At 33.5% G+C, this 15,563-nt stretch carries 11 protein-coding genes and 1 pseudogene; 6 read left to right on the top strand and 6 right to left on the bottom strand.

Features of this window, described 5'->3' with window-relative positions:
* The first annotated feature begins 443 nt into the window (after positions 1-443).
* The 6 genes and pseudogenes from Q0998_RS17130 to Q0998_RS17155 all read left to right on the top strand — a co-directional run.
* Entirely contained in the window at positions 444-1,418 is a 975-nt protein-coding gene (locus tag Q0998_RS17130; RefSeq protein WP_299672070.1) for a stage II sporulation protein M, read from the top strand.
* A 223-nt stretch (positions 1,419-1,641) separates the two neighbouring features.
* Positions 1,642-2,229, top strand: coding sequence for a hypothetical protein (locus Q0998_RS17135; RefSeq protein WP_299672072.1), 588 nt, complete (start codon positions 1,642-1,644; stop codon positions 2,227-2,229).
* A gap of 186 nt (positions 2,230-2,415) precedes the next feature.
* Positions 2,416-2,892 carry a DUF6155 family protein gene (locus Q0998_RS17140; RefSeq protein WP_299672074.1) on the top strand — a complete coding sequence of 159 codons (477 nt, stop codon included), beginning with the start codon at positions 2,416-2,418 and terminating at the stop codon, positions 2,890-2,892.
* A gap of 149 nt (positions 2,893-3,041) precedes the next feature.
* Positions 3,042-3,680, top strand: a complete 639-nt coding sequence (locus Q0998_RS17145) for a hypothetical protein (RefSeq protein WP_299672076.1) — start codon at positions 3,042-3,044, stop codon at positions 3,678-3,680.
* Positions 3,681-4,094: 414 nt separating this feature from the next.
* The gene (locus Q0998_RS17150) at positions 4,095-4,358 is read left to right on the top strand and encodes a hypothetical protein (RefSeq protein ID WP_299672078.1); all 264 of its coding nucleotides are present in this window, start codon (positions 4,095-4,097) and stop codon (positions 4,356-4,358) included.
* A gap of 256 nt (positions 4,359-4,614) precedes the next feature.
* Positions 4,615-6,265: pseudogene (locus Q0998_RS17155) on the top strand (DNA polymerase III subunit alpha); the annotation flags it as partial.
* A 474-nt stretch (positions 6,266-6,739) separates the two neighbouring features.
* Here Q0998_RS17155 and Q0998_RS17160 read toward each other — a convergent pair.
* The 6 genes from Q0998_RS17160 to Q0998_RS17185 all read right to left on the bottom strand — a co-directional run bounded on the left by Q0998_RS17160 (position 6,740) and on the right by Q0998_RS17185 (position 15,555).
* Positions 6,740-8,374 carry an alpha-glucosidase gene (locus tag Q0998_RS17160; RefSeq protein ID WP_299672080.1) on the bottom strand — a complete coding sequence of 545 codons (1,635 nt, stop codon included), beginning with the start codon at positions 8,372-8,374 and terminating at the stop codon, positions 6,740-6,742.
* 3 nt (positions 8,375-8,377) lie between these two features.
* Positions 8,378-10,120, bottom strand: a complete 1,743-nt coding sequence (locus Q0998_RS17165; protein ID WP_299672082.1) for a hypothetical protein — start codon at positions 10,118-10,120, stop codon at positions 8,378-8,380.
* Between the two features lie 24 nt (positions 10,121-10,144).
* On the bottom strand, positions 10,145-11,458 hold the full coding sequence (locus Q0998_RS17170; RefSeq protein ID WP_299672084.1) for an MFS transporter: 1,314 nt from the start codon (positions 11,456-11,458) through the stop codon (positions 10,145-10,147).
* A complete protein-coding gene (locus tag Q0998_RS17175) occupies positions 11,458-12,507 on the bottom strand; it encodes a glycoside hydrolase family 130 protein (protein WP_299672086.1) in 1,050 nt (349 codons plus the stop codon). Before Q0998_RS17175 ends, Q0998_RS17170 begins: the two co-directional genes overlap by 1 nt.
* Positions 12,508-12,557: 50 nt before the next feature.
* The gene (locus Q0998_RS17180) at positions 12,558-13,871 is read right to left on the bottom strand and encodes a hypothetical protein (RefSeq protein ID WP_299672088.1); all 1,314 of its coding nucleotides are present in this window, start codon (positions 13,869-13,871) and stop codon (positions 12,558-12,560) included.
* 199 nt (positions 13,872-14,070) lie between these two features.
* Positions 14,071-15,555 carry a RagB/SusD family nutrient uptake outer membrane protein gene (locus tag Q0998_RS17185; protein ID WP_299672090.1) on the bottom strand — a complete coding sequence of 495 codons (1,485 nt, stop codon included), beginning with the start codon at positions 15,553-15,555 and terminating at the stop codon, positions 14,071-14,073.
* Between the last annotated feature and the right edge of the window lie 8 nt (positions 15,556-15,563).

Genomic DNA, 15,563 nt, shown 5'->3' on the forward strand with positions numbered 1-15,563 from the left:
ACTCTCTTGTTAATCGTTGGGCGTTACAGTGATGTGCTTGCTTACCCGAGTAAATATGCCTCTGTATACGATTTCTGCTTGGTTTATCCTGAGCGAAACCGAAGGGTCAGTACCGAGTTTTGTAGTTCCGCTTCCTTCACTCCATGTCTCACGACAAACGAGCTTGCGACTTACTAATGCTTCAGAGAGCCTGTCCTGAGCGAAGCCGAAGGGTTACTCCTGCGCATAAGGGACTTGCACCCTCTAGATTAATTATTTACCTTTCGGTAAATCAAAAGATGCCCATGCTGGGCACACTCAACGTGTATAAAAAATTGCTTGGTTTTAGCCAATTTACGAAAGTTTTCGCGGACTTTCTATCTGTGTTTATTTGCTAACTTTAGTGCTTAAAACACGCAACTAATCTTACACAATAACGTTGTGCGTCATTTGAGAAAAAATTTATGGAAGAACAAAAACACCCTTTTAAATTATCAAAAGTAAACTGGATTTTCGCATTAATTGTAATCGGAATTTCAGCTTTTATTTTTTTAAGAAAGGACGGAATTAACGGCTTTAGTTTTGGCTATCTGGCTGGTTCGATTGTAACCGCAGGTCTTATTCCTTTAATTATTGCTTTTGTGGTTTGGTTAATTCGTGGAAAGAAAAATTATGCTGGAACATACACTTTCAATATTGTTTTAGTTGTTATGACTTTTGGTATGATTACAGAGATAGGCGAGATAAGCAAAGAAAAGTCAGAAGGAGTAAAGACTATTTCAAATTCAGTTTCAGAATTAAAGGATAAAATTAACAATGAGGAGGATGCAGTATCAGCTTTTAAAGAGCATTCTACTAATATTGATGGCGGATTATCAAAATTGATAAAGAACAGTACTGGAAATGAACAGGAAGTATACATAAATCTGCGTAAGTTCACCCAAATAAATAATAATGTAATGATTAATTGGCAGAGTTCATACGATTCGGTTATGAGTCCAAGAATTTTAGATTATGGTGTTCTCAAAAACCCAAATGAATATGATTACCAAATCGGTGTTTTAGAAAATTACAAATCTCAATCAAGAATTTATGAAAATCATTTTAAAAATAGAACTACTATAATAGCTGACCTTTTCAAAGGCATTCCAAAAGAAAACCAAACCTTGAAAGGCATAATGAAGGGAATTAACAAACAAGATTCAATTCAAATGCAAATTTTTAAACCGTTTATAAAATCACATCTTTCTTATAGCGATAACTTAATTGAACTTGTTAATTTTCTTGAGAAAAATAAAACGAAATGGACTTTTAAGAATGAGGAACTGATATTTGAAAACAAAAAACTCGAAAATCGATATTTAGAAATAATCAATAATGTAGCGGAATATGAGGAACAAATAGGCGTACTATCGGATAAATTGATTAATGTGATGTAAAAAAAACGACGCACAACAAAGATGTATAAAAACATAAGGCGATTCTGCTAAATTTGAACATTAGAAATATTAACAAAAGCCGCTAAATATAAAATTAGTCTTTTAAGTAAAAAATAAAAGCAACATATTTATATTTAGCTAATTCATAAAACTAAACATAGTGCTTCTCACCTGCCCTAGGTTTATTATACTAGCCGCTGCCCAAAAGTTAAAAAAAACCGAAATGAAAGGAAAAATTATAGGAATTGTATTGAGCATAATTTGTTTGAATTTAAGCTTCGGACAGGAAATACAAGATGGACAAAAAAGATGGAACTCTGAAAACAAACTCACAATTGACGATTTCAAAATAAAAATTAGTGACGAAAATAATGAAGCTGTTTACAGTCAATTTGTGATTTCTTACTCTGCACAAGGATTTGACTTTTTGAAAAGAAATCTAAATAATAAAATCGGAAATTTATTTTTAGGAAATGCCTCTTGGATAGATACTGCAAAAGTAGAGAATATTGATAAACGAATTGAATTTCAACAAACTCAATTTGATCTTGCCGAAATTCACGCACGAAAATTTAGAAAGAGATTATTTATTGAAAAATGGAAAATCTCAAAAGGTTTTGATATTATGAATAAAATCAGTAACGAAATAATGGCGGAATTTTCTGAACAAAGATTATTACTAATTAGAGAAACTGAAAGTGGCGGAAATAATGAAAAACTGACTCAATGGAAAGAAAAAATAATGAACGAATTACAAGAATTATATGAATTTAGATTTGAGAATAAAAAGAAAATAAAACGAAAGAAGTAACACCTGTGGGCAAGCCATATAAACTTTATTGATGACTTTTTGCTTACTTGCGAATCCCGAAGTTTCGGAACTCGCGGACTTTCTTGGTCAGTAATTATTTACTAAATTAGTTGCTTGAAACACGCAACAAACCATATACAACAACTTTAGCCATAAGCAAGCACAAACTAAAAATAGAACTAAAAAATGGCTCTAAATGGATTAAAAAAGGAACTGATCAAAATGGAAAAGACTGAAATTATTAAACTGATTTCAGAATTGTATAAAAAAGTACCAGAAGCCAAAAACTACTTGGATATTTTTGCAACGGGAGAAACTAAAGAACTTGCCGAAAAATATAAAAAACAGATTGAAAAATATATTTATCCCAATGGCAGAAATATGGACTTACGCGAAACCGAAGCACGAAAAATAATTCGCACAGTTCGAAAAATGAAAATCACGGAATTAAACATTGAATTGGAATTACATTATGTAAGCTGTTGCCTAGAAATTATTGAAGATTTTGGATATTGGGATGAGAATTATTATATAGCATTAGAAAAAATGTTTGACAACGCAATAAATGGAATTTCTGAAATTGGAATGGAAGATAAATATAACGAGAAAGTAATATCTTTATCTTCAAAAGCCAGTGAATATGGAATTAAATTAGAATATTAACAAAAAAAGCCAATGGAAGACGTGTATAGCTCATTGCAATGAATTCCTAATCGGAATTCATTGCAAATTGCTATCTTTCGGTTACGACGAAAAATCACAGCTGATTTTCCGCAACCAGCCATCTACAAATACGCTACCACACTTGAGAAATGACAACATTTATAGTCTTAATAACAATATTTTCAGGAATTAGTGTAGTGCTGATTTTAACAAAATATGACTTTACAAAACTGGAAAAAGTTATTAGAAAAATCTCATTTTACTCATTAATCGGAATTTTAATTTGTGTTTTACTTTTAGTTTTTAACTACCGACTAAAAGGAAAATATACAAGCTCAATAATCGGACTAACTTTCTTGCTTTCTACAATATTAGTTTTCGGATTAACTAAAAAAAGTCTGACTAAAATATTGAGCGGAATTTTGACAATACCAATTTTTATTTTTGGAATTTTAAGTTTGTTTTGGGAAATAGGATATGTGTTTTTTTATTTAATCACTTTACCATTTCAACCACCTTTTGCAAAATCTAAAATTAACACAAATCATAACGTGGAAGTTCGAGTTGGAGGATTTTTTGCTTGTGGGGAAAGTTTGGTAATTACAAAGTCCGAGTTTGGAATTTTAGACAAACAATATTATGTTGGAAATAACTTTTGCGTGACCGGAATCGATAAAATTGTAACTTTAGAATTTAAAGAAAATGATGTGGAATTTTTAATATATCACGATGGAAAAACTGAATTTGAAAACCCATATAAATATCAACCTGAAATGAAAAACGTGTGATAAGCCATGTATAATTAATTGCTAGTTTTAGCTCACTTGGGAAATTCCTTCGGGATTTTGCTGTTTGTGTTTTATTTACTAAATTACTTGCTTAAAACAAGCAGCAACTCCTATACAACAACGTTGTGCTTCATGCTGAAAACCGAAATAAAAGCGAATCATGGAGATAAATTTAGCCTACTATCGAAAAAAAGATTGGAGAAAATTCCTGAAGTTAATCGACGACCGAGAAAGCATGCATGACACTTGGAAGGAATGGCACAAATCTTATTTAAAGGCAAAACATCGTTTGACTTCACAAGGTTTGGTCGTGAACGATTTCGTGGTCGATTTGAACGAATTAAGAAAATACTGTTCCAATCGAGGTTTAAAAATTGACGGGAAAGCTCAATCTCAATTTGTATCTGACATAAGATGAATAAAGAACATATTGCTAAAATACAAGCTTTATTAACTGAATGGAATCCACTCGGAAAACGATCGGTTCAAATAGGCGATTTAAATAATTATGAAATTGAAGCGACTGATATCCTGTTTCAGATAAAAAAGAACAACACGGTGAATCAGGTAAGTAAAATGACCAGTACTGTTTTAAATCAAGCTTTTGGAATTCATGTGGATCCAGTGAAATGCAAAATAATTACTGAACAAATTCATATAATGCTTAATGAAAGATAAATACACGAAATCATAACAATTGCTATAATTCATAGCTACCCCTTCCTTATCTGGAAAAACATTAACTTTAAACCAACTCGATTTCTACGGTTCGAAATCTAACGATTTCATCACCGCAACGAAATTACAGCCTTAACATTGCTATTAACGAAAAGATAAATTGAAAAAAATAACGACCAATAAAATGAAAAAACTGATTGTAATCACTTTAATATTTCTTTCTTTGTTTCAGACAATTTTAGGACAAGAGAAAAATGAAATAGATTTTGACTTTTCATGGAAAGATAGACATACCGTCACCCAATATATTTTGATCGCTTTGAGCATGTGGCACTTTTAGCGACTTATAATACTTTTAAATACAAAGCTGTAGTTCGGGGATTGGGGAAAGTTTTTGGCTTGCCAAAAGAGGAAATAGACAAATTAAGTAAAGAAATACAATCGGATCAATTAGATGATATTTCTGAATGGTGTTGACCTATGGAAAGCTCATTGAAGGGTTCCCAAATTATGTAAGCGTACATTCCGCAGGGATTTTAATTTTAGACAAACCCATTCAATATTTTTCTTCAACCAGTATGCCTCCAAAGGTTTTTCTACGGTGCAATATGATATGAATATTGCCGATGATGTCGGTAATTTTAAGTTTGATATTTTAGGACAAAGAGGATTGGCAAAAATTAAAGATGCGTTGGCAATTATCAAAGAAAACAATCCTGATCATCCACCCATCGACATTACAAATATTGAAAGTTTTAAGAACGATAAAAACATCAACAATCTTTTAAAAGATGGTGGTGCCATTGGTGCTTATTATGTGGAATCTCCTGCCATGCGTGGTTTGATGCAGAAATTACAAACGCAAGATTATTTAGGTTTAGTGGCTGCAAGCTCGATCATTCGCCCTGGTGTTTCTGGTTCTGGTATGAAAGACGAATACATCAAAAGACATCGGTTTCCTGAAAAGCGAAAAGAAGCGCATCCGATTTTGTTAGCAATCATGCCAGAAGCTTATGGAGTTATGGTCTATCAAGAAGATGTAATGAAAGTGGCGAATCAGTTTGCAGATTTGACCTTGGGTGAAGCCGATGTGTTGCGAAGAGGAATGAGTGGAAAATACCGTTCCTTATCGGAATTTACCGCAGTAGAAAATAAATTTGTAGCCAACTGCAAAAAGAAAGGATATACAACCGATTTGACCTATGAAGTTTGGAATCAAATTAAAAGTTTTGCAGGGTATGCTTTTGCCAAAGGGCATTCCGCTTCTTATGCTGTGGAGAGTTATCAAAGTCTCTATTTAAAATGCTATTATCCGATTGAATTTATGGTGGCGGTTTTAAACAATGGGGGTGGTTTTTATTCTGCAGAGCATTATATACATGAAGCTAAAATGTGTAGTGCTATTGTGGAATTGCCTTGTATAAACCGCAGTGATCATGCAAATTCTGTACAGCAAAAAACAATTTATTTAGGTTTTGGATATTTAAAGAATTTGGAAGACATCACCGTTCAAAAATTCTTGACGGAGCGTCAATTGCATGGACTTTTTCTTTCTATGGATGATTTTATTGATCGGATTGCCATCTCGATAGAACAGCTAACGATTTTGGTTCGTATTGATGCGTTTCGATTTACCAAAAGAACAAAAACGGAATTATTATGGCATGCTTGTCAATACGAGATTTAACAAAACATCACAAAATAAACTCATGCGCTTGAGTACCTTTATTGATGAAGCTGGTCATTATTTTGATGCGGTACATTTTACAGATGTGCTGCATCAATTTCCAATCAATGGAATGGGCATTTATGGTTGTTATGGAAAAATTATCAATAGATATGGCTTTTGTAGTATGAATGTGATTCAGTCTAAAAAAATGAGTATTGCGGTTGATCCGAGGAATTAGCATACAACTTATCAGATTTATAGCGAAAAATCTTGTGATCATTCGGGAAGTATCTTAGGTGGAGGTAATTAGTGATGTTAGAGTAGTTGGGAAAATAAATGAAGTGCTTAACGCAGTGGTGCACTTTTTTTATGTACAGTGGTGAGGTGGGTGCATGTAATGAATGATTCCCTGAAAGGGGTTGAATGAATGAAATGTACCTACCGTAGACACATGGCAAACATTACTAATTGCTGGAACTTATACCTTTGAAAGGGTGGTGGGGATTGTGGTTTTTTTATTTCTTAGTGAAATGAGACCAGCAAATACTTGAGGTAAGCGTATGGAATGGATGCTGAATCAAGTTCAGCGTAGGCTTAGTGATGGTTTTGTGCAGATGAATGAGATAAGGAATGAAAAAATAATCTGTTGTTACTATCAAAATGAATTTAGAATATTATTGATTGAAGATAGTAGCACATAATGCATTATGTATTAATTTATGACTTTAATAATTAAGAAATTGTCGGGTTCTAATTTCAATTTTCCAAATACTGTTTTTTCTTTTTCTTTTAGAACAATTTCATAATATGTTTCACTAAAATTAAAATAGCACGTAATGGATTCACAATTACTTGTTCTTGAAAATGAAATTAAATCATCTGAAAACGTTAAATCTGTATATTCTCCATATTGAAGGGTCAATTCAGAATTACGTAATGCTATTATTTTTTTATACGTATTAAGTAATGAATTTTTGTCTTTCTCTAAAGCTTTAATATTCAAATCTTTATAATTTTGATGAATCTTTATCCAAGAGGTCTTATTTGAAAATCCTGCATTATCACTATTATCCCATTGCATCGGACTTCTAGATTTATCTCTATTATGGGTATTTCCTTTTATAAGGGCTTCTTCTTTAGACGTTCCATTATCTAAAGCCAAATGATAGTGTGTACGCCCTTGAATATCCATCATTTCATCTATTGAATTTGCTTCAATATTTTCCATACCAATCTCTTCGCCATAATATATAAAGGGAACGCCCTTTGCCGTTAGCATTAAAGCTGCTAAAGTTTCAGCTCTTTTAGGATTATTGTTTGCGAGACGATTTATAAGACGTGGCATGTCATGACTTCCAAAAAATAATGTTGGATAATTGCTCATATTTTTTTCCATGCTTTGCAACTCATCAAATATTCGTTGTGCAGAAAATTCTTTTATACTTCCAAAATTAAAATTGAATACAACGTCCAATAATTCTGTGCCTTGATATTGTTTTAAAACCTCAATTTTATCACTTCCTATTTCTCCAACAATAAAACGGTTATCGTATTCATTAATGGTCGCTCGAATCCTTTTCATGGCCTCTTTAACACCTTTTTGATTAATATCATTGAGGTGTTCCTGTTCTCCTTTTTCATTTGTTGGATTGTCTAAAGTGATCCCTTCAGTAGTCAAAAAGTTGATAACATCCAACCGAAATCCGTCAACACCCAACTCCAACCAAAATCTTAAAACCTTTTGAATTTCTTCAACAACTTTTGGGTTTTCCCAATTAAGGTCTGCCATTTTAACATCAAACTGATGGTAATAATATTGGTTTGTGGTGCTATCCAATTCCCAAGCAGATCCACCAAAAAAAGACTCCCAATTATTGGGTTGGTCTTTCCAAATATAATAATCCCTGTAGGAATTGTCTTTTGATTTTTTCGACTCCTGAAACCATTTTGATTCGGTAGACGTATGATTTAAAACCAAATCCATAATTATTTTGATGTCTTTTCTATGGGCTTCTTCCAAGAAATATTTAAAATCTTCCAAGGTGCCATAAGTGGAATCAATTTTATAATAATCAGAAACATCATAGCCATTATCTACTTTTGGCGATTGCAAAAAAGGCGTTAACCAAAGACCTTTAATTCCCAAGTTTTGAATGTAATCTAACTTGGATGTCAATCCTTTAAAATCACTGTAACCATCGCCATTGCTGTCTTTGTAACTGGGCATATAAATTTCATAGAAAACAGTTTCTTTCCACCATGTTTTATCTGATGAACCTGAAATAGTCTTTGAATTGCATGAAGAAATCAATAAAAGACATAAAAGAAATGGAACAACCGCTTTCATGCGCTATTCTTTCGATTTATAATGATAATCTATTACCACCTCATCTGCGTATAATTTTCCACTTTTCTCTGAAATAACAGCTTTTTGAGGAACAAAAACCAATAAAGCCGCATGTTCTTTGGCAATATTAAAAGTAAAATCACCAATTACATTTTCGGCAATAAATGCTCTTTGAATGGCATCGTAAATCTTTAATTCTTGTGCTCCTGTTGAAATGGTTACGGCTTTAACTTCTGGATTTGGATTGTAATATAGATATGAAGGATGTGCTTCGGATTTATAAAAATCTGTTGCCAACAAATCCAATTGCAAGATATTATCAACGTTGGTCTTAGAAATTATGGCACCAGCAATTCCCACATGCCCACTGCCATAAACGCTAAATTGGGATACTTTAGGATTGTCTTTGTTCCATTTCATGCCATCACCAATTGCAATGGGCGCTTCTAAATCTAAATACAGTCCTTCCTCTACATAATGCGATTTTTTTATAAGCCCCTCGTAAGCTATGACTCCTTTAGTATGTTCCTTTTCCTCAGGAATTGTTTGGTGCTCATCTGGAATTTCATAGGGATAAAATAACCGTGATGCATTAGCGGCATTCAACATCCATTTACCTATGGCATTTGCATAACGTTGGTCGTACCTAACCATCGGCACTAAGGGCCACATGGTATCATAGGTATTCATTAAAAACCCAAAACCACCTTGATCTACAGTGCTTCCAACAATTCCCGAAATATCATAACCATTCCAATTGTCAACCAAAACGCCCCAACCTTCTCTACAAACCGAGGTACCATCAAAAGTCCAATCTAATATTTTTGAATACTCATAATTGGTATCTTCTTCGGCATTTAAACGGGCCGCTACATAAGCTCCAAAAGGCATTAATATTTCATAAAACCTATTTTCTTTCTGATTTAAAAGTACTTCTAATGATGATTTTGCGCCTTTTAAATATTTTGGGTCATTAAATTTTTGATAGGCAGAATACAACACATAAGCATGTCCTGCAGCCACATCTTCTTGTGAACAAATCCAATTTTTAGTGGGTTGCATAGTGGCGTAATTAAAAAAGGAATAGCTGTAATCACCATCTAAAACAGCATCAGCCTCATAAAATTTATCGGCTACAGAACGTAAAATGGGTTCAAAACCTGTTTCGTTTGGATAAAAATCCGCCACCGCATAAAACATCACGTTGGGATACACATCATACCACCAATCTCTAGCATAGCCACCACCTAATTGGGCGACCTCTGGACAGGTATTGTTCATCATAATATCCCATTTCGTTTCGGAATTGAAATAATTTTTCAGCATACCCGCATAGTTTTTACCATTCTGGTTCGATTTATCTACACCTACCAAACTGCCCCCTAATACAGAACCAATACTCGCCAAGGATTCATGAAAAATACCATCATAATGTGCTATTCCTTGTCTAACATCGCCCATTGCTGTATAAATCCCGTAGGTTTCTTGATCTACATTTTTACGGGAATTATCTTTCCAGATCAAAGGCCAATACATTCCTGTTTGATTGGGGTCGTACACCAATCTATCATAATCTTTTGCTATCTGGTGGAAGTCGATAATCTTAAATGGTTTTGGTAAATTGGGCATGGAATCAATCCGGCTCAAATGAAGCTGATCGACTGGATTTTCTATGGTAAATTTTGATGTTTCGGTTTTGCATGAATAAATACCCAAACCGATCATTAAAACTAGAATGTATTTCATTATTTTCATCTGTAATATTCTTTTTTATTGAACTTTCGTAACATCTATCCCTATAACATCTTTATTTTGAGTGGTTACATTTTTAGTCGCTAAGGTTTCATTTTCCAATGTTTCTTGTTGTTTTAAAAGCTGTTTTGCAATAATTATAGAGAGCAATTGAAGTACACCAATAATCAATAAGGCGTACCTTAATGCGATGTCCGTATTTATATAAAAAGCAATCACCAAGAACGTACCTGCGCCTAAAAAACGACCGACGAACAGACCAAATTCATGATTTAAAATATAGGAAAACTCATTTCTGTTTTCTATTGATGAAAGTAAATCTATAACTTTTAATTGAATAGGAAAATAAGCAATATCAAGAACCGGTCTGGCTATCAATAATAAAAACATAAATAAGATGACGCCTGTTGTATTAAAAAGCAACCCATTAAAAAATGATGCCAAGAAAAAGCAAATGAGCCCCACGGAAAAAATAGCCAATCGGTGTTTTGGTTTTGAATATTTCCCTAGAAGCAGCATAATTACAGCGGCTATAACGGCGCCTATTGATATTGCCGAACCCAATGCGCCTTCTGAGTGGAAAAATTTCATCATTAACATAGCAGGTGCCGTAACTATAAAACCTTGTGCCAACCCCTTTAATACGGCCAATTGAAGCATTTTTTTCCAGAGTTTGTGAAATTTAAAATATAAGAACTTCTCATTCTTTGGTTTTTCGTAGGTCCCGAAATGAAATACGATAGATGCCAATATGGTAATGCCAAAAACAATCATGGTGATGACCCTATAAGCTGAATTAACACCTTCATTTTTCAAACCGCCTTCCACTTCCCCGCTCATTAAAAACCATCCTATAAGGACAGGTACCGTAGATGCAATGATGGTGTACAAAAATGTTTCCAGACCATAGTAAAAATTTCGTGTTCTATCTTTGGTGGTAGCCAGTACCAAATAGTCCCTATTGGCCCAATACAGCCCAAACGACATGCCCATGATTAAACCGGCTATGGCTATTCCTGTATAATTAATTTCATCTAAAGACATCATAAACACCATGGAGACGCCGCTTAGTATCATTCCCAATGAGAATAACCTTTTGATATTGATTTTGTTCAATAAAAATCCATTTATAAAAAAAGTAATGGGAATCCCCACATAAATGGCCAATTGATATAAGATAACTTTTGAAGGATCGTTAGAATTTCTCATGATGTACGACGCTACAAAAATGTCGATTACGGGCAATACAAAAGCATAAATGGTATTTGTAAGTATCAATATTTTTGCACTCTTTGTAAAATCTTTTAATCCTACTTTTGCTAAATCTATCATTATTGTCCCAGTGTTTTTAATATTTGATTCATTGAAAAGCTAGCTAAACAAACATGTTCATCTGATGCTCCATAATACATTTTGATGGTGTCCCCATCGACTATATGTCCGTTTGTGAAAACCACATTTCCAAAAAAACCAGTTTGTTCATAACTGGCAATGGGTTCCATAATGGGCAATTCAGAACGCGCAATAACTATTGAAGGATCTTCTAAATCCAATAAAATAGCACCTAAACAGTACCGATTAGCTTCTGTAGCACCATGATAAATTTCCAACCACCCTTTATCCGTTTTAATGGGGGCAGCCCCTGCCCCTAAACGTTTGCTATCAAACTTTCCATCTCGTGTTTTTGCAATACATTTATGATTGCCCCAATGAATACTATCCGGGGACTCTGAAATCCAGATATAGTTTCCCCCTAGTTCTGGACTGCTTGGTCTATGAAGCGCGAAATATTTACCATTTATTTTTTCTTCAAAAATGGCGCAATCTTTATTGTGCGGACTAAATATCATGCCTTTTTTTTCGAAGTTTTTCCAATCCTTTGTTGTTCTTAATCCAACGCCTACACCATTGGGTGACACCATGGTATAGGTTAAATAATAGGTATCTTCAATTTTTGAAACCCTACAATCTTCAATACCATAGCTTTCATAGTCGCCTTCTCCAAAAAGCGAAAGGTAATTTTTGCCTTCTTTGAATGTTATTCCATCCTCACTAAAAAGCAACCTAAGATGTGATATGGTTGTTAAATAATCTATGCCATCATAACTGATAACCCTGGCATCGGACGCATCCAGTTTTGGGTCATTCAAATTAAAATCCAAAATTTCAACGTTGCCAAAATCATTGTAAAGGGGTACGGACAAGAGACCTTCTTTTTGAACCGTGCGTTCTGCCACCCTTACCAAAAGTCCTATTTTCCCATTAAACTCAAACACGCCCGGATTTAGCAAACACTCAATAATCATGTTTTCATTGCTGGGTTCTAAATCTTTTGGGGAAATAAGAGGATTTTGATTATTTCTTTTTGAGATATTTTTCATGAAATTTAGGATTGTATTTTCAAAATATAAGGAGTTTATATGTGTGGTTGTTATTTTAGTTTTTCAATTTCTAAAAGCATGAGCAACGTTTCTAGCGTTGATTCTGCTCCAGAGTTCATATTTACTTCATTTAGCCCAGTAATTCCATCAAAACAAACGCCTGTATCTGGATTATACATGGCTTTATTAGCATCATTTTTTCCTGATATCCATAGCGCTAGTCCATTAACAATCGCTAAATGTTTTTCATCATTTGAATACTGATATGCTTCAGAAGCTGCCCAAATCATCGGTCTAACTCCATATGCAATTTGAGGATATTCGTTTCTGTTTACTTCAACAAAATTATCTCCAGACTTGTTTATCCAAAAAGCTTCAGCAAAACCATTTTGTAGCATTTTAGGGTAAAAATTTTCAATCTCCAGAAGCGCACTATTAATATATTCTTGCTTATTAAAAACTTGTCCTGCTTTTAATAACGCATAGGCTTGATTGTTTCCCCAAGCATGCCATACATTTTCAGAGCTTAAAAAAGCGCCATATGGAAAATTGTTAGCGTCCCCTTTTTGCATAACTAATATACCTGTCGCTAATTGATCAATTATTGTTTTAGCATCTTCATCAGCTGTTCTTAAATAATATTTTAATACACCCAATATTAATACGGCCGATTGATCTGCCGCTGATTTATTAGGGAGCCATGTGGGTAATTCTATCGTATTGATAAATTCTGTGTTTAAATACGTTGTTGGAAGATCTCTTTTAATAGTTGTTATTAATTTTTCTGAAGCCAATGCTATTCTGTCTCCTATATCTTCATCAGATTTTAAAAAAGGATATGCGGATTCTAACGCCCATAATGCTCTGAATGACCACCAATCTAAAACTGCAAGTGATGTTCTGTATGTAGTATTTATAGAAAGATTATTCCATATAAAATTATGAAAGTAACCATTTTGGTTTTGCATCTGTAAAACAAATTCGGTAAGGTTTTTAATTTTTTCTAACGCAATTTCGTCGGTATTATATAATTCCAAATATTTAGACAACATTACAATTGCTCTCGCAACATCATCTACACAAGTAAAGCCCTCATTGGGTTCAATTGCATACTCATAATTTGGGTATTCACTATAAATATGAATAATTCCAACTTTTTTTTCATTAAAACGAATCTCTTTATAAAGATGATTAAAATGACTAAAATTTATAGCATCATTAAATAAAGGGGCAGAAGCTGTAATGGTGTCTTTGGGTGGCGGCGAAATATTATCATCTTCAAAGGGTTCCTTTGAACTGCATGACACAAATACTAAAAGTAGTATCCCATAAAAGAGTATGCTTTTTCTAGATATAAATGTCATGACTACCAATTTTATTTGTGTTTACAGGTTTTAATTTTGAAGTCATACTATTTTTTTGATGATTATTCTGAACCAATATTGAGTTGTTTAAAGTAAGCAACCCTATTTTTATTGATTTAAAGAGAAGCAACCAACTTAAAGACTACTTCTCTTTTCTTTATCAATAAAACCAAACTAAAAAACTGTTTTTATAAAAATTCTAATAATTAGTATTTTGTGTAATGGTTCCTCCAGATTTATCAATATCTCTTTGAGGAATTGGATACAAATAATTATGGTCTTGAAAACTTTTACCAAGATCTGTTAGAACTGTTTTGGCTGTTTTCCATCTTTTTAAATCATTAAATCTTTGAGATTCAAAACCTAACTCGACTCTTCTTTCAGACATTAACCAGTCTTTTATTTGAGATGGATTCGTGGAATTGGGTCTGTCTACTAAAGTGCCTGCAGGAATTGTAGAACCGTCTGCTGTAGGACTTGTTCTTGCTCTTGCTCTAATTTGATTAATAATTGCAATAGCACCCGGATAATCTCCATTTTCATTCAATGCTTCCGCTTTCCAAAGTAATACATCTGCATAGCGAATAAAAATTCTGTTCCCAGGAGAATTATCATTCCCTTTATAATCTATAGTTGATCCCAATATTTTAGACACATGTTGATTCGCTACATCCACAGTATATAATAACCTAGGATCATTGGGCTCAAAAGCATTTATAAAATTTTCTGTAGGTGCAAAAAAGCCCCATCCAGAAACTGCTGCAAGTCCATTTCCTCTATTTGGAACTTCACCAGAACGGTGGTCATAAGCAAAAATAACCTCATTATCAGTAAATTCTTTGCTTGCGTCAAAACTGTCAAAATAGTTGGTATTTAGGCTGTAAAAAGCGAGTGCATCTAACTCTGCAATTAAATTGAGTACACTGCCCCAATCATTACCATAATGCACGGCAACTTTTGCTTGCAATGCAATTACCGCTCCTTTTGAAACTCTTGATTTGTCTGATGGATCTGGATATTTTGTATTAGGTAGTAATTTTTTAGCTTCTGATAAATCTGAATTAATTTGAGCCAAAACTTCACTAACAGGTACATTTACTGCAACTTCAAACGCTTCTTGAAATGATTGTAAAGGCGTAAGTAATACGGGTACATTTCCAAAATTGTTTATCAAATCAAAATAGTAAAAAGAACGTAAAAAATAAGCTTCCCCTAATAATTGATTTTTACGAGTTTCACTCATTCCTACAAATTGCACTGTTTCATTATTTGTTAATAAGCTTATCCCGAAGTTTACCCTATTGATACCTTCATAATTATACGCCCAAATGCCATTGAATGCTGGGTTTTCTGAAGTGAAATTAAAAAAACTTACTTCATCCATCCAAGCTTGATCGCCATCTGGACTCCATTTTTTATTCATATCATTGGCTGCAATGTCCTGTAAAATAATGTCATTTCTAAATACCGTTCCCCCAGTCCAGTCCCATCCTCCAAAAATACTATTTAAGGTGCTTCCTAAGGGTTCATAAGACGATCTTATGGAGGTTTCTAAACCTATTAATGTAGGTGTTGTATCTACTTGATCTATGGTTAGTAGTCCGATTGGATCCCTAGTAAGTTCGTCATTACAACCTACCAGAATGATAAAGAGTACGATTATACTATTATATATTGTTTTCATCTTTAATG

Source organism: uncultured Polaribacter sp. (genome assembly GCF_947501385.1).
GTDB lineage: Bacteria > Bacteroidota > Bacteroidia > Flavobacteriales > Flavobacteriaceae > Polaribacter.

Bases quoted from the DNA above. Each gene is read 5' to 3' on its own strand.
- Q0998_RS17140 (WP_299672074.1), top strand. From the start codon at position 2,416: ATGGCTCTAAATGGATTAAAAAAGGAACTGATCAAAATGGAAAAGACT.
- Q0998_RS17175 (WP_299672086.1), bottom strand. From the start codon at position 12,507: ATGAAAAATATCTCAAAAAGAAATAATCAAAATCCTCTTATTTCCCCA.
- Q0998_RS17145 (WP_299672076.1), top strand. From the start codon at position 3,042: ATGACAACATTTATAGTCTTAATAACAATATTTTCAGGAATTAGTGTA.
- Q0998_RS17150 (WP_299672078.1), top strand. From the start codon at position 4,095: ATGAATAAAGAACATATTGCTAAAATACAAGCTTTATTAACTGAATGG.
- Q0998_RS17170 (WP_299672084.1), bottom strand. From the start codon at position 11,458: ATGATAGATTTAGCAAAAGTAGGATTAAAAGATTTTACAAAGAGTGCA.
- Q0998_RS17160 (WP_299672080.1), bottom strand. From the start codon at position 8,374: ATGAAAGCGGTTGTTCCATTTCTTTTATGTCTTTTATTGATTTCTTCA.
- Q0998_RS17135 (WP_299672072.1), top strand. From the start codon at position 1,642: ATGAAAGGAAAAATTATAGGAATTGTATTGAGCATAATTTGTTTGAAT.
- Q0998_RS17185 (WP_299672090.1), bottom strand. From the start codon at position 15,555: ATGAAAACAATATATAATAGTATAATCGTACTCTTTATCATTCTGGTA.
- Q0998_RS17165 (WP_299672082.1), bottom strand. From the start codon at position 10,120: ATGAAATACATTCTAGTTTTAATGATCGGTTTGGGTATTTATTCATGC.
- Q0998_RS17180 (WP_299672088.1), bottom strand. From the start codon at position 13,871: ATGACATTTATATCTAGAAAAAGCATACTCTTTTATGGGATACTACTT.
- Q0998_RS17130 (WP_299672070.1), top strand. From the start codon at position 444: ATGGAAGAACAAAAACACCCTTTTAAATTATCAAAAGTAAACTGGATT.